This is a genomic window from Mesorhizobium sp. CO1-1-8 (assembly GCF_020164875.1).
Lineage (GTDB): Bacteria > Pseudomonadota > Alphaproteobacteria > Rhizobiales > Rhizobiaceae > Mesorhizobium.
The window spans coordinates 231801-253496 of record NZ_JAIUGZ010000006.1; the positions used below are offsets into that span (position 1 = coordinate 231801).

Consider the following 21696-nt stretch of genomic DNA (forward strand, 5'->3'; position numbering starts at 1 on the left):
ATGATAGGCGGCGATCACTTTTTCGCCGCGTCCATCAAATGAGGTAGCGCAACTCCTCACAAGAACATATCATGAACTAATGAGCGCACTCACCGTCCGTGAAAAACTGGCGATCCTCTCCGATGCCGCCAAATACGATGCGTCCTGCGCCTCATCGGGTGCGGCGAAAAAGGATTCGCTGAAGTCCGGCGGCATCGGATCCACCGAGGGCATGGGCATCTGCCATTCCTATGCGCCGGACGGCCGCTGCATTTCGCTGCTCAAAATCCTTCTCACCAATTTCTGCATCTACGATTGCAGCTATTGCATCAACCGATCGTCGTCCAATGTGCGGCGCGCACGCTTCAGCATCGACGAGGTGGTGAAGCTGACCATGGATTTCTACAGGCGCAACTATATCGAAGGCCTGTTCCTGTCCTCGGGAGTCATCCGCTCGCCGGACGAGACCATGGGCGAGATGGTCGAGGTGGCGCGCCGACTGCGCTTGGAGGAGAAATTCTCCGGCTATATCCATCTGAAGACGATACCTGAAAGCTCGGCAGAGCTGGTCGAGAAGGCCGGTCTCTATGCCGATCGGCTGTCGATCAACGTCGAACTGCCGACCGACGAAGGTGTGAGGCGGCTGGCGCCCGAAAAGAAGCCGGAGACAATCCGGCTTTCCATGGCCAGGCTGCGCCAGAAGATGGAGGAGAAGGCCGAGCCGACTTGGAAGACCAAAAAACGCGAACGCTTTGCGCCGGGTGGGCAGTCGACGCAGATGATCATCGGCGCCGACAAAACATCTGATGACGGCATATTGCACACGAGCGCCCGGCTCTATGGCAGCTATCATCTGCGGCGGGTCTATTACTCGGCCTTCAGCCCGATTCCGGATTCGTCATCGTCGCTGCCCCTGCAGAAGCCGCCGCTGATGCGCGAGCACCGGCTCTATCAGGCCGACTGGCTGATGCGGTTCTATGGGTTTTCACAGCCGGAAATCCTTGCCGGGAGCAGCGACGGCATGCTCGATCTAGCCATCGACCCGAAGCTCGCCTGGGCGTTGCGCAACCGGGGGCAGTTTCCCGTCGACATCAATCGCGCCGACCGCGAGGCGCTGCTGCGGGTGCCGGGTCTCGGCACCAAGGTGGTGGCAAAAATTTTGGAGACACGCCGGCACCGGCGCATGCGGCTCGAGGACGTCGGACGGATCTGCCTGTCGGTCGCCAAGCTCAGGCCCTTCGTCATCGCCGAAGGCTGGTCACCCGGTGCGCTGACCGACAAGGCCGGCCTGCGCGACAAGATCGCCCACTCCTGCGAACAATTGTCGTTGTTCTGATCATGCGGCCGGCGCAACTCGATCTCGCCAGATACAGAGTTCGGCTCGACAGCGAGACGGATTTTGCCGGCTGGCGTGACGCGGCACGGCGGCTCGCCCTGAATGAGGTCAGGCCCGAGGACGTCGACTGGCATGTCGCGCCGGGCTCTGATCAGGCAGAATTGCCTGAAGTGCCCGCGGGCGCGCAACTCGTCGTGCCGCGCGACTTCATCGGGCATGCCGAAACGGCGTTCTGCCATTCCGATCCCGGCCGGTTTGCCTTTCTCTACCGAATGCTTTGGCGATTGCGCCACGAGCCTAAACTGCTGGAAATCGCGTCGGATCCCGACACCAGGCGGCTTGAGGCCATGGAAAAGGCGGTGCGGCGCGACAGCCACAAGATGCACGCCTTCGTACGCTTCCGGAAAATCGGCGACGGTGCCGATGAGCGCTATGTCGCCTGGTTCGAGCCGGATCATTTCATCGTCGAGCGCAACGCCGATTTCTTCGTCAGACGTTTCACCGGCATGCGCTGGACGATCCTGACGCCCTATGCCTCTGCCGATTGGGATGGCGAAAGGCTGGCTATCGGGCCGGGCGCGGCCAAGGGCGATGCGCCTGATCAGGACGACACCGAGGCGCTGTGGCAAACCTATTTCGAGAACATCTTCAATCCGGCGCGATTGAAGGTGAAGGCCATGCAGAAGGAGATGCCAAAGAAATATTGGCGGAACCTTCCCGAGGCCTCGCTCATTCCAGACATGATCGCAGGAGCGGACAAGGCCGCCAAGGACATGATTGCGAAGATGCCGACAACACCCGCGCCGCACCACGCAAAGGTGCAGGCACGGCATTGGCCGAAGCAGCCCGCCGTAGCACCAGAAGATGATGCAAACACGATTCCCGAATTGCGCGAGGCAGCGAAAGGCTGCCGCCGCTGCCCGCTGTGGCGCGACGCGACGCAGACCGTCTTCGGTGAAGGCCCTGACAATGCCAAGGTGATCTTCGTCGGCGAACAGCCGGGGGATCAGGAGGATCTCGCCGGCAAACCTTTCGTCGGTCCGGCCGGCAAGGTGTTCGATGCGATCCTGGACGATGCCGGTGTCGATCGGCAAAAGGTCTATGTCACCAACGCGGTCAAGCACTTCAAGTTCGAGCCGCGCGGCAAGCGCCGCATCCACTCCAAGCCGAATTCCGGTGAGATTCAGGCCTGCCGCTGGTGGATCGACCAAGAATTCGAGCTGATCAAGCCGAACCTCGCCGTGGCACTCGGCGCGACAGCTGCGATGTCGCTGCTCGGCAAGGCGATCCCGGTGACAAAGATGCGCGGACAAGTGATCGAGCGCGAGGACGGATTGCGCGTGTTCATCACCATCCATCCCTCCTTCATCCTGCGCATCCGCGAACCCGCGGACAAGGAGGCTGAACGCGAACGGTTCCTGCAGGATATGAAGCTGGTGAAGCGGCTGATGGCCGCGTGATCAGTCTGTTTTGCGCAATTCCGGACGGAAAACCGCTTCACACTTTTCTTGGAATTGCTTCAGCTACCTGATCAGAATCGCCCTGAGATCGTTGACATTCGTACCGGTCGGGCCGGGTACGAAGAGATCGCCAACCGCGTTGAAGGCCGTCCAGGCATTGTTGCCGGCAAGCATAGCCTTGGCGTCAACCCCGGCTGTGCGCATGCGCGATACCGTCGAAGCATCGGCGAAAGCGCCGGCATTGTCTTCCGAACCGTCGATGCCGTCGGTGTCGGCGGCCAGTGCGTGGATGCCGTCGACGCCATTGATGCCGATGGCGAAGGCGAGCAGGAATTCCGAATTGCGGCCGCCCTTGCCTTTTGCGCGCAGCGTCACGGTTGTCTCGCCGCCCGACAGGATCAGCACCGGCTTTTGAAATGGCCGGTTGCGGATCGCCACTTCGCGCGCGATCGCGGCATGGACGCCGCCAACCTCGCGCGCCTCGCCTTCGATGGCATCGGAGAGGATGATGGCTTCGACGCCTAGCCGTTTCGCTTCCGCAGCAGCCGCTTGGAGCGACACGCCGGCAGAGGCGATCAGATGCACTTCGTTGCGCGAAAAGCGCTCGTCATCCGGGCTTGGCGCATCGGCGGCCGGCGAATTGATATGCGCCATCACCGAGGCCGGCAGTTTCATGCCATAGGCCGATATCGAGGCCAGCGCGTCGGCGCGGCTGCCTGTATCCGGTACGGTTGGGCCGGAGGCGACCATTGCCGGATTGTCGCCGGGAATATCAGAGACGATCAGCGACACCACCCTGGCCGGCCATGCGGCCGCTGCCAGCCTGCCGCCCTTGATGGTGGAAAGGTGCTTGCGGATGGTGTTCATCGCCGCGATCGGCGCGCCGGAGGCAAGCAGCGCCTCATTGACGGTGATCTCGTCGGCCAGCGTCAGGCTGCCGGCCGGCGATGGCAACAGCGCCGAGCCGCCACCCGAAATCAGCGCCACGACCAGATCGTCCGCCGTCAACCCTTGGACCTTGGCGAGCAGACGCCGCGAGGCTTCGAGCCCGGCAGCGTCCGGCACCGGATGCGCCGCCTCGATGATCTCGATGCGCTCGCATGTCGCGCCATAGCCATAGCGGGTGACAACCAGCCCTTCGATGGGGCCGTCCCACACCTTCTCGAACGCCGCCGCCATCTGCGCAGAGCCTTTTCCCGCGCCGATGACTATGGTGCGGCCCTTGGGCTTGGCCGGCAGATGATCCCTGATGGTTCTTTCCGGATCGGCGGCGGCGACGGCCGCGTTGAAGATGGAGGTGAGGAACGATTTGGGATCGCGCACGGTCATTCGGCTTCCCGAGGCAATGCCAGCCCGCGCTTGTCGACGCCCAAATGATCGCACAACGCATCGACCACGACGCCGTGATCCTCGCGCTCCGGCAGTCCGGAGACGGCGATCACACCAATGACGCCGGCGCCCTTGACCGTCACCGGAAAGCCGCCGCCAGCCAGCACATAGTCCGAGATGTCGAGGCCTTCGCCGATCTTGAAGGTGCGGTCCGGGCGCTGCTGCTCCAGCACTAACCCGTAGGTGCTCCTGAGATAACGCCTGACCACATTGATCTTGCGCCGCGCCCAGTCGGGATTGGAAGCATTCGAGCCCGGCAGCGCGGCATAGAACAGCGGCCGGTCCCACAGCCTGATGTCGACTATGATGGGTAGATCTTCGGCGATTGCACGATCGCGAATGGCCGAACCGATCTTGAAAGCAACGGCCTCGTCGAAAGCGTCCAAGACAAGGGTCTCTTCCTGTCTCTTGATCAGAGCGATGTCGTCAGCAACGGCCATGTCGTTCACCCTGTCAACTTCGCCGCACGCTTTGACCGATGGCTGCCGCCGGGTCAAGCAAGGAACACGTCCGAGCGTCTAAACTGCCATGTCAGCCTTGGCTGGCCGCCCCGCCACATAAACCTCGCGGACAGTGCGGTCGTCACCCAGCGTTTGCAGGAGAAACAGTTCCTGCGCCAGCGTCTCGACCGTTTCCATCCTGAGCCGCATCGCCGGCGTTGCCCTGGCGTCCAGCACGACGATGTCGGCATCGCTGCCTTCATCCAGCGTGCCGATCTTTTCCGCCACCGACAGCGCCTCGGCATTGCCACGCGTCATCTGCCAGAAGGACTGGAACGGGTTGAGCTTCTCGCCGTTCAGCGCGATCACCTTGTAGCCCTCGTCCATGGTGCGCAGCATGGAGTAGTTGGTGCCGCCGCCGACATCGGTGGCGGCGGCGATGCGGAGCGGCTTTTCGCGGCGACGAAAGCGCTGATAGTCGAACAGGCCGGAACCGAGGAACAGGTTCGAGGTCGGGCAGAACACCGCCACCGAGCCACTGTCGGAAAGCGCATCCGCTTCGCGCTCCGACAAATGGATGCAGTGCCCGAACAGGCTCTTTTCCCCCAACAGCCCGTAGCGCTCGTAAACGTCGGTATAGTCGCGCGACCACGGATAGAGTTGCTGCGTGAAGGCGATCTCGGCGTGGTTTTCCGACAGATGCGTCTGCATGTGCAGGTCGGGATGTTCGCGGCACAGCGTCCCGGCCAGCTCCATCTGCTCCGGCGACGAGGTGATGGCGAAGCGCGGCGTGACTGCATAAAGCTGCCGTCCCTTGCCGTGCCATTCCTTGATCAGCGCCTTTGTGTCGTCATAACCGGATTGCGGTGTGTCGAGCACGCCGTCGGGCGCATTGCGATCCATCATCACCTTGCCGGCGATGTTGAGCATGTTGCGGTCATGCGACTCGGCGAAAAACGCCTCTGCCGAAGCCTTGTGCACCGAGCAGTAGGCGGCAACCGTCGTGGTGCCATGGCGCACCATTTCGTCGAGGAACAGCCGCGCGATGCGGCGGCCGTGCTGGGCGTTGGCGAACTTCGTTTCTTCCGGAAAAGTGTAGGTGTTGAGCCAGTCGAGCAGTTCAGCGCCATAGGAGGCGATGATCTGCATCTGCGGAAAATGCACATGCGCATCGATGAAACCGGGCAGCAGCAGATGCGGCCGATGGTCGATTCTCTTCGCCGCTTCGCCGGCCTGCTTTTCAACCTCGGCATAGAGGCCCGCAGCGACGATCCGGCCGTCGCGGATCAGCAGGCCGCCATCCTCCTCGTAGCGCCAGGCGGAGTGGTCATCGATGGTTTGCGGCCAGCGCACGAAGGACAGCGTGCGGCCGCGCAGGAGTATCGAGGTCATGCTATTCCCCTGCGCCTTCGAACCAGGCCACCAGCAGCGCCCGCTCCTTGTCGGTAATCTGGGAGACGTTGGCCGGCGGCATGGCGTGGCTGCGGCCGGCCTGCAGATAGATTTCGCGGGCGTGCTTGGCGATATCGGCATCGGTGTCGAGCATCACGCCCTTGGGCGCATGATAGATGCCCTCATAGACCGGCTCCGCCGCATGGCACATCGAGCAGCGGCCGAGTACGGTGTCGCGCACCGCCGGGAAATGTGCCGAGGCGACATAGACCTGCGCCGCGGCCGACTCCTTGGGCTCGCCGGTCAGCACTTTCGGCGCGGTCGACAGCCAGATGATGATGATGAACAGGACAAGCGCCGCCATCCACGTCCAGGTCGGGTTGCCCTTGCGGGCATGGATGGAGTTGAAATAATGCCGGATCAGCACGCCGATGATGAACACCAGCGAGGCGATGACCCAGTTGAACTCAGTGCCGAACGCCAGGGGATAGTGGTTCGACAGCATCAGGAACAGCACCGGCAGCGTCAGATAATTGTTGTGGAGCGAACGCTGCTTGGCGATCTTGCCGTATTTCGGATCAGGCTTGCGGCCAGCGATGAGGTCGGCGACGACGATCTTCTGGTTTGGGATGATGACCATGAAGACGTTGGCCGACATGATCGTGGCGGTGATGGCGCCCAGATGCAGGAAGGCGGCACGCCCGGTGAACAGATGGGTCAGCCCCCAGGCGATGAACACCAGCACGCAGTAGAGCACCAGCATCAGCCCGGTGTCGCTCTTGCCCAGCGGCGAGCGGCACAGCAGATCATAGACCACCCAGCCGACGCCTATCGTCGCCAACGACAGCAGGATGCCTGTAGGCACCGACATCGGCAGCACATTGGGATCGATCAGGAACAGATCGGCTCCGGCATAATAGACGACGCACAGCATGGCGAAACCGGACAGCCAGGTGGCGTAGGATTCCCATTTGAACCAGGTCAGGTGTTCGGGCATCTCGGCCGGCGCCACCAGATATTTCTGGATGTGGTAGAAACCGCCGCCATGCACCTGCCATTCCTCGCCGAAGGCGCCGACCGGCATGCCCGGGCGCTGGCGCAGGCCGAGATCGAGTGCGACGAAATAGAACGACGAGCCGATCCAGGCGATGCCGGTGACGACGTGCAGCCAGCGCACCGCGAAGCTCAGCCAGTCCCAGAAAATCGCGAAATCCATCATTGAAGTCGTCCCTGCCGATTGGGTGACTTTACGGCGTGGCGCGCAAACGGAAAGAGGCGAGGTGCACGATGACTTTCAAAAAAAAATGGAAAATACTAGGGTAGTCACACGCAGCAGGATAGGAGCCGCCCGAAGGCGGCCTCAGGAAAGCCACAGAACCGCATGGCCTATCTCGACAACATTGCCGTCTTCGTTCGCGTCGTCGAACTCGGCAATCTGTCGGCGGCCGGGCGCGACATGCGCATTTCGCCGGCTGTCGCTTCCAATCGCATCAAGGAACTGGAGAAGCACCTTGGCGTGCGGCTGTTCAACCGCACCACACGGCAGCTGATGCCGACCGAGCATGGCACGGTTTTTTACGGCGGCGCCAAGCAGGTGCTGGAGGCGATCACCGAGGCGGAAGCCGCGGTCTCGGCGCTTTCCGGCCAGCCGCGCGGCACCATCCGCGTCACCGCCCCCTTGGGCCTCGGGCGACGGCTGGTGGCTTCGGGCATTCCGGATTTCCACGACAAATATCCTGACATCGAGGTGCGGCTGAGGCTCTCGGACCACAATGTCGACATCATGAAAGAAGGCATCGATGTCGCCTTCCGGCTCGGCATCATCGAGGATTCCAGCCTCAGGATGCGCGGCATCATGGAATGCGAGCGCGTGCTGGTGGCGGCGCCGAAATATCTGGAGGCACGCGGCGAACCGATTGAGCCGCAGGAGCTGATTGGCAAGAAACACGACTGCCTGATGCTGCGTTATTCCGGCGCGCGCGAATATGTGTGGACGCTGCAGACCCCCACAGGCCCGCAGAAATTCGAGGTGCACGGGCCTTACGACACCGACGATGGCGACGTGCTGACCGGCTGGGCGCTTTCAGGCCGCGGCATCATCAACAAGCCGCGCTTCGAGGTCGAGCCGTTCATCCGCGACCGGCGGCTGAAGGTGATCCTGAGCAGCACGCCGCCGACACCGGTGCAGTTCGCCGCCGTCTATCCGCACAAGAAGCTGCAGGATCCAAAAGTACGGCTGCTGCTCGACTTCATGGCCGAACGCTGCCAGCGGCTGATCAACGATCTGCTTGCTGGCAAATAGGGCTGACCCCCAATAAAGGCTGGCCGGCAAGTGACCGGCGTTTGGCACAGCGCCAACGGTTGCCATCCCTGGATGTGACGAACATAGTTCCAGTGGTATTTCGTCTCGCAGGGACCATCGATGGACGGCGCCACAATGCATCTTGCCGTTTCGCTGTTTCCGGGGATCGCCGATCCATCACCGGGACCGGAATTCAGCCGCCTGGCCGGTTCAGTGCAAAAGGCCGAAGCAGCCGGGCTGGACATGGTGCTGCTTGCCGATTCAGCGCCAGCTTCCGGCGGCGGTGCCGCGAACAGCCCGATGCCCTTCGAAGCGACCACTTTGCTGGCCGCATTGGCAACCGTCACAAGCAGGATCGGCCTGGTTGCCGCTGCCTCGACAATTGCCCACCAACCTTACAATCTGGCGCGCCGTTTCGCTTCGCTCGACATCATCAGCGATGGCCGCGCCGGCTGGCACGCGACCATGGCGCAGGCGCCACGGGAAGCAGCCAATTTCAGCCGGCCCGAAGGATTTTCGCCTGAGGATTTCCGCCGTCGCAGCGAGGAATATATCGGCATCGTGCAAGGTCTGTGGCAGGGTTGGGATGCGGACGCGCTGCTGTTCGATCAGAGCGGCGGCCGCTTCCACGATCCCGAAAAAATGCATCTGCTCGAGCACAAGGGCGCGTTCTTTTCGGTGCGCGGACCGCTGAACGTCGCCCGGTCGCCGCAGGATACGCCAGTGCTCGTCTTGTCGGGCCTGAGCGAAGCCGACCTGGATATTGCCGCCCGCACCGCCGATGTCATCGTGCTGGACGGCGAACCGGTGGAGGGCGCGACAGCACGCTATGACGATATCAGGCGTCGTGTCACGGCGTGCGGACGCGATCCGGATGCTGTGAAAGTGCTGACGAACGTCGCGCCTATCGCCGATAACAAGCCGGCTGCTGCCGTCGCCGACAGCATGGAAAAAGGCTTCCGGGCGAAAAGCTGCGACGGGTTCACCATCCATATGCCGGCACAGTTTTCAGCGCTAGACGATTTCGTCGGCTTGATTCTGCCGGAACTGCGGCGGCGTGGCTTGGTTCGAGAAAGCTATCGCGGAAAAACGTTGCGCTCGCACCTAGGGCTTGCCGGCGGAGGTGACCAATGACCGCTCGCCAGATGAAGCTCGGCGCCTTTCTATGGGCGACAGGCCACCACATCGCCGCCTGGCGCCATCCCAAGGCGCACGTGACCGCCGGCATAGACATCGACCATTACATCCAGCTGGCGCTCACGGCGGAGGCGGCGAAGTTCGATATGATCTTCTGCGAGGACGCTGCCGGCCTGCGCGAAGCCAATATCGGCATTGCCAGCCAGACGTCGCGCTCGATCGGTTTCGAGCCGATCAGCCTGCTTTCGGCGCTTGCCGTCCAGACCAGCCGCATCGGCCTCGTCTCCACGGCGTCGACTAGCTACAACGAGCCCTATGGGCTGGCACGAACCTTCCTGTCGCTCGACCATCTGAGTGGCGGCAGGGCCGGCTGGAATCTGGTCACCTCGGCCAGCCCCATCGAGGCTGCCAATTTCGGCTCGACGGGCCTCAAGCCCCATGCCGACCGCTATGAGCGGGCGCGCGAATTCGCCGAGGCCGTCACGGGGCTTTGGCAGGACAAGCAGGCTTCCGGCCACGACGGCCAGAGCTTTTCGGTTCGCGACCCGCTCGACCTGCCACGCTCGCCGCAAGGCGCCCCGGTCATGGTTCAGGCCGGCGCCTCGGATGTCGGCCGCGACCTCGCCGCTCGCACCGCCGATGTGGTGTTCACGGCGGCGCAGACTTTCGAGGAGGCCAAGGCCTTCTACGACGATCTCAAGGGACGTCTGGGGGCCTACGGGCGTGAGCCCGACGACATCAAGATCATGCCGGGCGTCGCCCCGGTGGTGGCGGAAACCGAGGCTGAGGCCCGCGAGAAATACGAGGAGTTGCAGGAGCTGATCCCCGACGATGTCGGCGTGGCGCTGCTGTCCAGCTATCTCAGCATCTCCGATCTGTGGCGCCATCCGATCGACGGCCCGCTGCCTGAACTGCCGGAGAGCGAGGGGATGAAGAGCCGGCAGGCGCTGGTGGTCGAGCAATCGCGCCGCGACGGCCTCTCGATTCGCCAGCTTGCTCGGCATTTCGCCGGCGCGCGCGGCCATTGGCGCATCGTCGGCACAGCGGCCCAGGTGGCCGACGAGTTGCAGGCGCGGTTCGAGGGCGGTGCGGCCGACGGCTTTAACGTCATGCCCTCTTATTTCCCCGGCGAACTCCATGCTTTTGCGACGCTCGTCGTGCCGGAACTGCAGCGGCGTGGCCTGTTTCGCACGGAATACGAGGGTCGCACACTGCGCGACCATCTGGGTCTGAAACAGCCGGTTTAGCTGCGGCGCAGCTTAGCCTGCCAGCACCTTGTCATGCAGGGCATGATGATCGGCATTTGACGCGGCGGCGTGGGCGACCAGCGCTGTCATGATCTCCGCCGCGGCCAGCGCCGCAATGACTTGCGGGCGCTTGTCCTTGACGGTGTCGCCGCCAATTGGCGAGACGAGGCGGGCAAACTCTGCTTGGCGGCCGTCCGCCGATTTCAGGAACCAGCTCCTGAACGTCGCTTTCTTGGTCTTCGAACCAATCATGCCGACATAGGCGGTGTCGCCGCGTTTCAGCGCCTCGGCGACGATCAGGAAATCCAGCGCATGGTCGTGGGTGAGGATGGCGAAGGCGGTGCCGGCAGGGGCATTTCGCACTTCGGCCTCGGGCATCGGCGTCAGCCGCGTCTCCACGGTTTCCGGCATGCCTTCCAGTGCTTCGGCGCGCGTCTCGATGACGATGCCGTGCACGGGAAGAAGTGCGATCGTCGACGCCAGCGCCTGGCCGACATGGCCGCCGCCGAAGATGTAGACATGCGGCAGGTGCGCCTCCTCGGCTTCCGCAGCCGCAACCAGCTCAGCGGCGAGCGTGGCATCCACGAGCCGGATCAGCACTTCGACGCGCCCGCCGCAGCATTGGCCGATTTCCGGCCCGAGCGGGACGTCGAGGGTTGCGCGGCTATCCCTCCCCCTTGAGGGGAGGGTGGCGGCGAAGCCGCCGGGTGGGGTCGGATCGACCGGGCTCAACGCCCTGGCGGTGCCTTCTGATAGGACCCCCTCTGGCCGCTTCGCGGCCATCTCCCCCTCAAGGGGGGAGAAAAGCATCTGCCTGGCCTTGTCGATCGCCATGTATTCGAGCTGACCGCCGCCAATCGTGCCAAAGATCGCCGCCTGCGAGACGAGCATGAAGGCGCCCTTCTCGCGTGGCGTCGAGCCTTTGGTGCCAGCCACTTCGACCAGGGCAACCCGGCCGGCGCTGGCGAGAAAGGCTTTCAGGCTTTGCACATTTGAGTTCATATCTTGCATTCCCGTACGGGAAACATAGCGTTTTTCGGCCTGAATTGCACCCCTTGCAAGATTCAGGCTTTGGCCTCTTTCTTCAGCCACTCGATCGCCATCAGAACCCGCTCCGGGGTCGCCGGAGCATCGAGGCGCGGACAGATCTTGTGATCAGCCACGCTCGCCACCGCATCCGACAGCGCGTGCAGCACCGACATGCCGAGCGGGAATGGCGGCTCGCCGACCGCCTTGGAGCGGTGGATGGTCGGCTCGCCGGCTTCCGGCCAGTCGGCCAAGGTGACGTTGAAGATTTTTGGGCGGTCGGAGGCGAGCGGGATCTTGTAGGTCGACGGCGCATGCGTGCGCAGCCGGCCCTTGGCATCCCACCACAGTTCTTCCGTCGTCAGCCAGCCCATACCCTGGATGAAGCCGCCCTCGATCTGGCCGATGTCGATGGCGCGGTTCAGAGATCGGCCGCAGTCATGGAGAATATCGGTGCGCTCGACCATGTATTCGCCGGTCAGCGTGTCGATCGAGACTTCCGAACACGAGGCGCCATAGGCGAAATAATAGAAGGGGCGGCCCTCGCCCTTGTCGCGGTTCCAGTGGATTTTCGGGGTCTTGTAGAAACCCGCCGCCGACAGCTGGATGCGGGCCATATAGGCCTGCTTGACGAGGTCGGCGAAGGCGATTTCCTGGTTGCCGATGCGCACCCGGTTGGGCAGGAACAGCACCTGATCGCGCGGCACCTGGTATTTTTCGGCGGCGAAATCGATCAGCCGATCCTTGATCTGCCGAGCGCCATTCTGCGCCGCCATGCCGTTGAGGTCGGAACCGGAGGACGCTGCCGTGGCCGAGGTGTTCGGTACCTTGCCGGTGGTGGTCGCGGTGATCTTCACCTGGTCGAGGTCGATCTGGAACTCTTCCGCCACCACCTGCGCCACTTTGACGTAGAGGCCCTGCCCCATCTCGGTGCCGCCATGGTTCAGATGCACCGAACCGTCGGTATAGACATGCACCAGCGCACCGGCCTGATTGTAATGCGAGGCGGTGAACGAGATGCCGAACTTGACCGGCGTCAGCGCCAGGCCGCGCTTGATGAAGCGGCTGTTGGCATTGAAGGCCGATATTTCGCGCCGCCGCCGCGCATAGCTGGCGCTTTGCTCCAGCTCGGCGACGATGCGCTGGATGATGTTGTCCTCGACCGTCTGGTGGTAGGGCGTGATATTGCGATCTGATGTGCCGTAGAAATTCTTCTTGCGGATTTCGAGCGGATCCTTGCCGACGGCAAAGGCCACCTCGTCGATGACGCGTTCGGCTCCGACCATGCCTTGCGGGCCGCCGAAACCACGAAAGGCGGTGTTCGACACGGTGTTGGTGTAGAGCGGCGCCGACTGGGCGTGCACCGCCGGCCAGAAATAAGTGTTGTCGCAGTGGAACAGCGCGCGATCGGTCACCGGGCCGGAAAGGTCCGACGAAAAACCGCAGCGCGCCGCGAACATGAAGTCGACGCCGAGGATATTGCCCTCGTCATCGAAGCCGACCTCATAGTCGACGAGGAAATCATGACGCTTGCCGGTGGCGATCATGTCGTCATCGCGGTCCGGCCGGATTTTCACGGCGCGATGGTGTTTCTTCGCGGCGATCGCGGCCAATGCGGCAAACTGGTTGCCTTGCGTTTCCTTGCCGCCGAAGCCACCGCCCATGCGGCGGATTTCCACCGTGATGGCATTGCTCGGCACGCCGAGTGCATGGCTGACCATGTGCTGGACTTCGCTCGGATGCTGGGTCGAGGAATAGATGGTGACGTCCTGGTCCTCGCCCGGAATGGCCATGGCGATATGGCCTTCGAGGTAGAAGTGTTCCTGGCCGCCGATGCGCATTTTTCCCTTCAGCCGGCGCGGCGCCTGACGGATCGCTGTGGCGGCATCACCGCGCTTCAGCGTGAGAGGCGGCGTGACGAGCTTGTCCCTCTTCGGATCGAGCGCACCAATGTCGGTGACGAAAGGCAATTCCTTGTATTCGACCTTGGCCAGCCGCGTGGCGCGGCGCGCCTGCTCGCGCGTCTCGGCGATGACGCAGAAGATCGGCTGGCCGTAGAACTGCACCTTGCCGTCAGCAAGCACCGGCTCGTCGTGGCGGCCGGTTGGCGAAATGTCGTTCTCGCCGGGCACGTCATTGGCCGTCAGCACGTCGACAACGCCTGGCGCTGTACGCACCGCCGAGAGATCGATGCTGGTGATCGTGGCATGCGTGGCGGCAGAAAGCCCGAGGCAGCCATGCAGCGTGCCGGCCGGTTCTGGCATGTCGTCGATATAGACGGCCGTGCCGCCGACATGCTTGTGGGCGGAGTCATGGCGCTGATCGGTGGCAACGCCGCCGGCGATCTTTTCGGCTTTGAGGTTGGGGGCAGCGTGCTTGTTCATCATGCCGCCTCGTGCCTTGAAACCTGAAGCGGCTCTCTGGTGCCGCTGGTCTCGGCAAAGAAGCGCAGCAGCAGGTTCTTCGCCGCCAGCGCCCGATATTCGGCCGAAGCCCGCATGTCGGTGAGCGGAGTGAAATCCCTGGCATATTCGGCCATCGCCGCTGCAACCGTCTGTTCGGTCCACGGCTTGCCGAGCAACGCTTTTTCGACGGAAGACGCCCGTTTCGGCGTCGCCGCCATGCCGCCATAGGCGATGCGCACCTCCGCCACCGCGCCATCCCCGGCCAGCGTCAGGAAGAAGGCGCCAAGGGCCGCGGTAATGTCCTCGTCTCGGCGCTTGGTGATCTTGTGGACGGCGAATTTCGTGCCCTTGGCCGGCACGGGCACGTGCACAGCCTCGACGAACTCGCCCGGCCGCCGATCCTGTCTGCCGTAGGCGATGAAGAAGGTTTCCAGCGGGATCGTCCGCCGCTTCTTGCCCTTGCGCAGGGTGAGACTTGCGCCAAGCGCGATCAAGGGCGGCGGCGTGTCGCCGATCGGCGAGCCGTTGGCGATGTTGCCGCCGATGGTGCCCATGTTGCGTACCTGTTCGCCGCCGATGCGATCGAACAACGGCCCCAGCGCCGGGATGCGCTTCGCCAATGTCGCGAAGGCGTCAGTGTAGGTGACGCCGGCGCCGATCGAAATGACGCCCTTGTCTTCCGAGATGGTGCAAAGGCCGTCGAGATTGCCGATGAAAATGGCCGGCGAAATATCGCGCATATGCTTGGTCACCCATAGGCCGACATCGGTCGAGCCGGCAACGATGGTGGCACCGGGTTCCTTGTCCAGCACGGCGGCGAAATCGTCGACATCGGCCGGCACAACCAGCCGCGCCTTGCCGGTTCCGATCTCGACCCGGGCGCCGTCATGCATGGCCTCGAGCCTCGCAATGATCGCCTTGCGTTCCGTGGCCAGCGGGTCCTTTGCCGCCTTGCCGTAGCTCGAGATGGCCTTGGCCGCGCGCATGATCGCCTCGTAGCCGGTGCAGCGGCAGAGATTGCCTTGCAAAGCCTTTTCGATATCCGCGTTCGAAGGGTCAGGCGACTTCATCCATAGGCCATAGAGCGACATGACGAAGCCCGGCGTGCAGAAGCCGCATTGCGAGCCGTGGAAATCGACCATCGCCTGCTGCACCGGGTGCAATTGGCCTGACCCGCCACGCAGATGCTCGACCGTCACGACGTGTGTGCCGTCGAGCGAGCCGAGGAAGCGGATGCAGGCATTGACGCTTTCATAGACCAGACCGCCAGCGAAGAGCTTGCCGACCAGCACCGTGCAGGCGCCGCAGTCGCCTTCGGCGCAGCCTTCCTTGGTGCCACGCAGCGACCGGTCGAGCCGCAGCCAGTCGAGCAGGGTCGCATCGGGCGCCACCGACGAAAGCGCCACATCCCTGCCATTGAGGATGAAGCAGATCTCGTTGCGGATGCTAATTTTGGCCATGTCTCAGCTCCCCCTGTAGGTCGAATAGCCGTAAGGCGAGACCAGCAGTGGCACATGATAGTGCACCGGTTCGGCCATGCCGAAGCGGAGCGGTATCACATCGAGAAAGGCCGGTTTCGGCAGGCTCAACCCCTGCTGGCGCAAATAGTCGCCCGCGGCGAAGACCAGTTCGTATTCGCCGGTGCGGAATTCCGCGCCGGCAAGCAGCGGCTTGTCGCAACGGCCGTCGGCATTCGTGACAACGGTCTTCAGATGTGTCCGCGCCTTGCCCTGAAGGTGATAAAGCGTGATCGACAGTCCTGCTGCCGGCTTGCCGGTCGCCGTGTCGAGGACATGGGTCGTTAGACGCCCGCCATCGGCTTTCGACGTTTCTGCCATTGGCCGCCTCCCATTTCCGGTACGAGCGAATTGGCCCGGTACGATCAAGTATCAACAGTGAATTGTGCGCCAATTAAAGGCGATGCATAAGTCCCGGTCGAGCGGAGTGCGACAAAAACACTTTCAAAAATTTTCGGGGGAATGCCTAGGCAGCCCTTTCGATATCCTGATCATACTTCGGGCCATGCCCGGCGGGAGGGACGATGCGTTACAGCAGAGACATGCGCGGCTACGGAGCCAATCCGCCGGACCCGAAATGGCCTGGCGGTGCGCATGTCGCCGTGCAGTTCGTCGTCAATTACGAGGAAGGCGGCGAAAACTGCGTGCTGCATGGCGACAAGGCCTCTGAAGCCTTCCTGTCGGAAATCGTCGGCGCGGCACCCTGGGTGGGCCAGCGCCACTGGAACATGGAATCGATCTACGAATACGGGGCGCGGGCCGGCTTCTGGCGTCTGCTCCGGCTGTTCAGCGAGTCGCAAGTGCCGATCACCTGCTATGGCGTCGCCACCGCGCTCGCCCGTTCGCCCGATCAGGTGACGGCCATGCAGGAAGCCGGCTGGGAAATCGCTTCGCACGGGCTGAGATGGATCGACTACCGCGACCACAGCGCCGAGGACGAACGCCGCGACCTCGAAGCCGCGATCAAATTGCATTACGAGGTGACGGGGACACGCCCCACCGGCTGGTACACGGGCCGCACTTCGGTCAACACGGTGCGGATCGTGGCAGAAGAAGGCGGTTTCGATTATGTGTCGGACACCTATGACGACGAACTGCCCTATTGGTTCGAGCATGAGGGCGGCACGCAGCTCATCATCCCCTATACGCTCGACGCCAACGACATGCGCTTCGCCACGCCGCAAGGCTTCAACTCAGGCGACCAGTTCTTTGCCTATCTGAAGGACAGCTTCGACACGCTCTATGCCGAGGGCCAGGCCGGCCGGCCGCGCATGATGAACATCGGCCTGCATTGCCGCCTCGTCGGGCGACCGGGCCGGGTGGCGGCGCTGAAGCGCTTCGTCGACTATGTGAAATCGCACGACAAGGTCTGGCTGGCGCGGCGCATCGACATCGCCAAGCACTGGCAAGAGAATCATCCTTACAAGCCGGCGGCACTGCGTCCATCCAAGATGGAGTTCGAGACCTTCGTCCACACCTTCGGTGGCGTCTTCGAGCATTCGCCCTGGATCGCGGAACGCGCCTACGAGCTGGAACTGGGGCCGGCGCATGACACGGCCGGCGGCTTGCACAATGCGCTCTGCCGTATCTTCCGTTCCGCCAGCGAGGCCGAGCGGCTTTCGGTGCTCAACGCTCATCCCGACCTTGCCGGCAAACTGGCCAAGGCCAAACGGCTGACGGCGGAATCGACCAGGGAACAGGCCTCGGCCGGCCTCGACGCGCTGACCGATAAGGAGCGCGAACTGTTTTCCAAGCTCAATGCCGCCTACGTCACCACCTTCGGTTTCCCCTTTATCATCGCGGTGAAGGGCAAGACGAAGGAGGAGATCCTGGCGGAATTCGAGGCGCGCATCGGCAACAGCCGCGGCGTCGAATTCGAGACCGCCTGCAAACAGGTCGAGCGCATCGCGCTGCTCCGCCTCAAGGACATGCTTCCGCAATAGGTTTGAACCCATGGATACGATCAGGATGCCCGAGCGAACCTATTACGCACCACATGGCGGCCACCCCGGCCAGAGCGAGCTTCTGACCGGCCGCGCCGTCTTCACCGAGGCCTATGCCGTCATTCCCCGGGGTGTGATGCAGGACATCGTGACCAGTGCGTTGCCGTTCTGGGACAAGACCCGCGTCTGGATCTTGTCGCGACCGTTGTCCGGCTTTGCCGAAACATTCTCGCAATACATTGTCGAGGTCGCGCCCGGCGGCGGCAGCGACCGGCCGGAACCCGATGCCGGCGCCGAGGGCGCGCTGTTCGTGGTCGAGGGCGAGTTGACGGTTCTGCTGGCCGGCAAGGAGCATGTCTTGCGGCCCGGCGGCTTTGCCTTCCTGCCGCCGGCCAGCGGCTGGACAGTTCGCAACGAAAGCAAGGCCGACGTGCGCTTCCACTGGATTCGCAAGGCTTACGAGGCGGTCGACGGTCTCGATGTGCCGGAAGCCTTCTTCACAAACGAACATGAGATCGCGCCGACGCCGATGCTCGGCACCGAAGGTCGCTGGGCGACGACGCGGTTCGTCGATCCGGCCGATTTGCGCCACGACATGCACATGACCATTGTCACGCTGGAACCCGGCGCGGTCATTCCCTTCGCCGAGACCCATGTCATGGAACACGGTCTCTATGTGCTGGAAGGCAAGGCGGTCTATCGCCTCAACCAGGACTGGGTGGAGGTCGAGGCCGGCGACTATATGTGGCTGCGCGCCTTCTGCCCGCAGGCCTGCTATGCCGGCGGCCCAGGAAAATTCCGCTATCTGCTCTACAAGGACGTCAACCGGCACGCCAAGCTCGGCGGCGCCGGCATAGCAAAGCGCGCCCCATGACCCGCATCGTCGCGCGGCCGCTGACCCGCGAGAGCTTTGCCCCCTTCGGCGACGTCATCGACATGGGCGGCGACAACCACTACCCGATCAATGGCGGCAGGGCCGAGCGCTATCACGATCTCGCCACCGCCGAAGCAACCGGACCGAATGCCCGTGTGCTGATCTCGATGGTGCGCGGCACACCCTACGAACTGCCGCTGAAGCTGAGCATGGTCGAGCGCCACCCCTTCGGCAGCCAGGCCTTCATTCCTCTGTCGCCGCGCCCTTTCCTGGTCGTTGTCTGCCATGACGGCGATCAGGGACCGGGCGAGCCGCATGCCTTCATCACCGCGCCCGGCCAAGGCATCAACTACCGGCGCAATCTATGGCATGGCGTGCTGACGCCACTCGGCGAGGCCCAGGATTTCCTGATCGTCGACCGTGGCGGCGACGGCTCCAACCTCGAGGAATTCCATTTCTCGCACGCCTACGAGATCCATCTCCCTTAACTTTTGTGCATGTCGTTACCCCAAAACCGGGGGCACTTTTGGGCGACATGCAGCAGGAGACGCTGTTATGACCGACATTTCGCTGATCGACCGGCTGCTCGACGTCATCGAGCACGATATCGTGCCGAAGACGGCCGAAGGCGTCGCCCATGGCAACAAGCTTTTCGGCGCGGCGATCCTGCGCAAGGAGGACCGTTCGCTGGTGCTGGCCGAGACCAACAACGAGATCGAAAACCCGCTCTGGCATGGCGAAGTACACTGCCTGAAGCGTTTCTACGAAATGCCGAAGGCCGAGCGTGTTGAGACGAAAGACGCCATCTTCATCGCCACGCATGAGCCATGCTCGCTGTGCCTGTCGGCGATCACCTGGACCGGCTTCGACAATTTCTACTATCTGTTCAGCCACGAGGATTCGCGCGACAGTTTTGCTATCCCGCACGACCTGAAAATCCTGAAAGAGGTCTTCACTCTCGACCCCGGCGGCTACAATGCCGAGAACGCGTATTGGAAGAGCTTTTCGATCCGCAGGCTGGTGCGAGCGTTGCCCGAGGCAGAGCGGCAACGGCTGGAAACACGCATAGGCGCGATTTCGGCGCGTTACGACGACTTGTCCGGCATCTATCAGGCGAACAAGGTCGAGAATGACATTCCGCTAAACTGACGCGGATTGACCAACCGAATTCGTTGGCTGGCCCACGACGCGGCACGGCAGGCTCCATCATCTGGCGATGCTGGAGCATGCCATGAAAACCGTCACCGAATTTCCCCGCAAAATCGTCGAATTTCCGGACATGGGCATCGTCATGCCGGATGGCTGCCGGCTGTCGGCGCGGGTGTGGATGCCGGAGGACGCCGGCGACGATCCGGTGCCTGTCATCCTCGAGCATCTTCCCTATCGCAAGCGTGACGGCACCATCTTTCGCGATCAGCTGACGCATCCCTATTTCGCCGGCCACGGCTATGCCTCGATCCGCGTCGACATGCGCGGCAATGGCGATTCCGAAGGGCTGATGGACGACGAATATTCCGAGCAGGAATTGCAGGACGCCTCCGACGTCATCGCCTGGGCCGCAAGCCAGCCCTGGTGCAACGGCAATGTCGGCATGATGGGCATTTCCTGGGGCGGCTTCAATTGCCTGCAGGTGGCGGCCAAGCAGCCGCCGGCGCTGAAGGCGGTGATCAGCCTGTGCTCGACGGTCGACCGCTATGCCGACGACATCCACTACAAGGGCGGCTGCCTGCTGATCGAGAATTTCGGCTGGGCCTCGACGATGCTGTCCTACTCGTCGCGGCCGCCGGACCCGCTGCTGGCCGGCGACAACAGATGGCGCGATCTGTGGCTGACCCGGCTGGAGAACCAGTACTTCCTGGCGCCGTTATGGCTGAAGCACCAGCACCGCGATGCCTACTGGAAGCGCGGCTCGATCTGCGAGGATTTTTCCGCCGTCAAAGCGGCAGTGCTGTCGATCGGCGGCTGGCATGACGGCTACCGTAACACGGTCTCGCATCTGGCCAGCAATATCGAAGCCCCGGTCAAGGGCATTATCGGGCCATGGATCCACAAATACCCGCATTACGCAGGACCAAAACCCGCCATCGGCTTCCTGCAGGAGGCTTTGCGCTGGTGGGACCGCTGGCTGAAGGGTGTCGACACCGGTGTCGAGTCCGACCCGGCCTACCGCGCCTATGTCATGGACAGCGTGCGTCCGGCGCGCTGGCACCCCGAGCGTCCCGGCCGTTGGGTGGCGGAGCAGGAATGGCCCTCGCCAACCATCAAGACGCAAACGGTCGATCTGATCCGCGCAGGCGAAAAACCTGCCATCATCGCCTCGCCGCAAAGCTGCGGCCTGGCCGGCGGCGAGTATTTTCCCTTCACCTTCGGCCCCGAACTGCCCGGCGACCAACGCCCCGATGATGCCCTGTCGGTGTGTTTCGACCAGCCGGAACTCGGCGAGCCGATCGACATCGTCGGAGCGCCGGGGGTCGAGCTGCAGCTGTCCTCTGATCGTCCGCAGGCCAACATCGCGGTCCGGCTTTGCGATGTGCATCCCGACGGCGCCTCGGAGTTGATCTCCTATGGCGTACTCAATCTGACGCACCGCAATTCGCACGAATTTCCCGAGGCGCTGGTGCCGGGCGAAACCGTCCCGGTGCGCGTCGTGCTCGATCAATGCGCCTATCGCGTGCCGGCCGGCCACCGGCTGCGTGTTGCCGTTTCGAATGCCTATTGGCCTGCTATCTGGCCGTCGCCGGAGCGGGTACAGCTCACCTTGTCTGCGGCGACGCTCAGTTTGCCGCTGCGGCCGCTGGCGACAGGCGACGAAGTAACGTTCGCCGAGCCGGAAGGGGCCACCCCCTGGGCAACGGAGACGATCCGCGCCACCAGTTCCGAACGTCATGTCGATCGTGATGAAAAGACCGGAATAGTGACGCTTTCCATCGTTGATGACTTCGGCGAGGTGCGCGATCTCGCCCATGGCCTCGCCAATGGCAGCATCGCTCGCGAGACCTGGACGATCCATCCCGACGATCCGCTGTCGGCCTCCGGGAAGACGCACTGGACGCAGACCTTGTCGCGAAACGGATGGTCGGTACGCACCGATACATCCGCCGAAATGCGGTCGGACGGGCAAAACTTCATCGTCAGCGCCAGAATCGAGGCCTATGAGGACGAAACCCTCGTCTTCGAGCGCAATTTCGAAGAGAAGGTGCCGCGCGCACTTCTTTGAGAGCCGATTTCATTGGTCCAATTGCGACGTAC

Annotated in this window: 18 protein-coding genes; 10 read left to right on the forward strand and 8 right to left on the reverse strand. The window is 63.0% G+C overall.

What is annotated here, in order from left to right; translation table 11 throughout:
• Nucleotides 1-79 precede the first annotated feature (79 nt).
• Nucleotides 80-1315, forward strand: coding sequence for a putative DNA modification/repair radical SAM protein (locus LB558_RS14780; RefSeq protein WP_224698209.1), 1236 nt, complete (start codon nt 80-82; stop codon nt 1313-1315).
• A gap of 2 nt (nt 1316-1317) precedes the next feature.
• Nucleotides 1318-2775, forward strand: coding sequence for a UdgX family uracil-DNA binding protein (locus tag LB558_RS14785; RefSeq protein ID WP_224698210.1), 1458 nt, complete (start codon nt 1318-1320; stop codon nt 2773-2775).
• 63 nt (nt 2776-2838) lie between these two features.
• On the opposite strand, the gene LB558_RS14790 is transcribed toward LB558_RS14785, so the two are convergent.
• The 4 genes from LB558_RS14790 to LB558_RS14805 all read right to left on the reverse strand — a co-directional run bounded on the left by LB558_RS14790 (nt 2839) and on the right by LB558_RS14805 (nt 7215).
• A complete protein-coding gene (locus LB558_RS14790) occupies nt 2839-4104 on the reverse strand; it encodes a glycerate kinase (RefSeq protein WP_224698211.1) in 1266 nt (421 codons plus the stop codon).
• Nucleotides 4101-4604 carry a heme-degrading domain-containing protein gene (locus LB558_RS14795; protein ID WP_224698212.1) on the reverse strand — a complete coding sequence of 168 codons (504 nt, stop codon included), beginning with the start codon at nt 4602-4604 and terminating at the stop codon, nt 4101-4103. Before LB558_RS14795 ends, LB558_RS14790 begins: the two co-directional genes overlap by 4 nt.
• A 78-nt stretch (nt 4605-4682) precedes the next feature.
• Nucleotides 4683-5996: a guanine deaminase gene (gene guaD / locus LB558_RS14800; protein ID WP_224698213.1), complete on the reverse strand. Its 1314-nt coding sequence runs from the start codon at nt 5994-5996 to the stop codon at nt 4683-4685.
• A gap of 1 nt (nt 5997) precedes the next feature.
• Entirely contained in the window at nt 5998-7215 is a 1218-nt protein-coding gene (locus tag LB558_RS14805) for a urate hydroxylase PuuD (RefSeq protein WP_224698214.1), read from the reverse strand.
• 162 nt (nt 7216-7377) lie between these two features.
• Between LB558_RS14805 and LB558_RS14810 the strand changes: the two genes are divergently transcribed.
• From LB558_RS14810 to LB558_RS14820, 3 genes are all read left to right on the forward strand, one after another.
• Complete coding sequence (locus LB558_RS14810; protein WP_027039874.1) at nt 7378-8298, forward strand: LysR family transcriptional regulator; 921 nt, start codon at nt 7378-7380, stop codon at nt 8296-8298.
• Nucleotides 8299-8418: 120 nt separating this feature from the next.
• Nucleotides 8419-9432, forward strand: coding sequence for an LLM class flavin-dependent oxidoreductase (locus LB558_RS14815; RefSeq protein ID WP_224698215.1), 1014 nt, complete (start codon nt 8419-8421; stop codon nt 9430-9432).
• The gene (locus LB558_RS14820; protein WP_224698216.1) at nt 9429-10682 is read left to right on the forward strand and encodes an LLM class flavin-dependent oxidoreductase; all 1254 of its coding nucleotides are present in this window, start codon (nt 9429-9431) and stop codon (nt 10680-10682) included. Before LB558_RS14815 ends, LB558_RS14820 begins: the two co-directional genes overlap by 4 nt.
• Before the next feature lie 12 nt (nt 10683-10694).
• Here LB558_RS14820 and xdhC read toward each other — a convergent pair whose 3' ends face one another.
• The 4 genes from xdhC to uraH form a co-directional block, all read right to left on the reverse strand.
• A complete protein-coding gene (gene xdhC / locus LB558_RS14825; RefSeq protein ID WP_224698217.1) occupies nt 10695-11684 on the reverse strand; it encodes a xanthine dehydrogenase accessory protein XdhC in 990 nt (329 codons plus the stop codon).
• A 62-nt stretch (nt 11685-11746) separates the two neighbouring features.
• Nucleotides 11747-14092 carry a xanthine dehydrogenase molybdopterin binding subunit gene (xdhB, locus tag LB558_RS14830; protein ID WP_224698385.1) on the reverse strand — a complete coding sequence of 782 codons (2346 nt, stop codon included), beginning with the start codon at nt 14090-14092 and terminating at the stop codon, nt 11747-11749.
• Nucleotides 14092-15573: a xanthine dehydrogenase small subunit gene (gene xdhA, locus LB558_RS14835; protein WP_224698219.1), complete on the reverse strand. Its 1482-nt coding sequence runs from the start codon at nt 15571-15573 to the stop codon at nt 14092-14094. Before xdhA ends, xdhB begins: the two co-directional genes overlap by 1 nt.
• 3 nt (nt 15574-15576) lie before the next feature.
• On the reverse strand, nt 15577-15951 hold the full coding sequence (gene uraH, locus LB558_RS14840) for a hydroxyisourate hydrolase (RefSeq protein ID WP_224698220.1): 375 nt from the start codon (nt 15949-15951) through the stop codon (nt 15577-15579).
• A 203-nt stretch (nt 15952-16154) separates the two neighbouring features.
• On the opposite strand from uraH, the gene puuE reads away from it, so the two are divergent.
• From puuE to LB558_RS14865, 5 genes are all read left to right on the forward strand, one after another.
• Nucleotides 16155-17573, forward strand: coding sequence for an allantoinase PuuE (gene puuE / locus LB558_RS14845; protein WP_224698221.1), 1419 nt, complete (start codon nt 16155-16157; stop codon nt 17571-17573).
• A gap of 10 nt (nt 17574-17583) precedes the next feature.
• A complete protein-coding gene (locus tag LB558_RS14850; protein ID WP_224698222.1) occupies nt 17584-18447 on the forward strand; it encodes a bifunctional allantoicase/(S)-ureidoglycine aminohydrolase in 864 nt (287 codons plus the stop codon).
• Entirely contained in the window at nt 18444-18935 is a 492-nt protein-coding gene (locus tag LB558_RS14855) for an ureidoglycolate lyase (RefSeq protein ID WP_224698223.1), read from the forward strand. Before LB558_RS14850 ends, LB558_RS14855 begins: the two co-directional genes overlap by 4 nt.
• Nucleotides 18936-19002: 67 nt before the next feature.
• Complete coding sequence (locus LB558_RS14860) at nt 19003-19596, forward strand: nucleoside deaminase (protein ID WP_224698224.1); 594 nt, start codon at nt 19003-19005, stop codon at nt 19594-19596.
• An 82-nt stretch (nt 19597-19678) separates the two neighbouring features.
• Entirely contained in the window at nt 19679-21664 is a 1986-nt protein-coding gene (locus tag LB558_RS14865) for a CocE/NonD family hydrolase (protein ID WP_224698225.1), read from the forward strand.
• Nucleotides 21665-21696 lie beyond the last annotated feature (32 nt).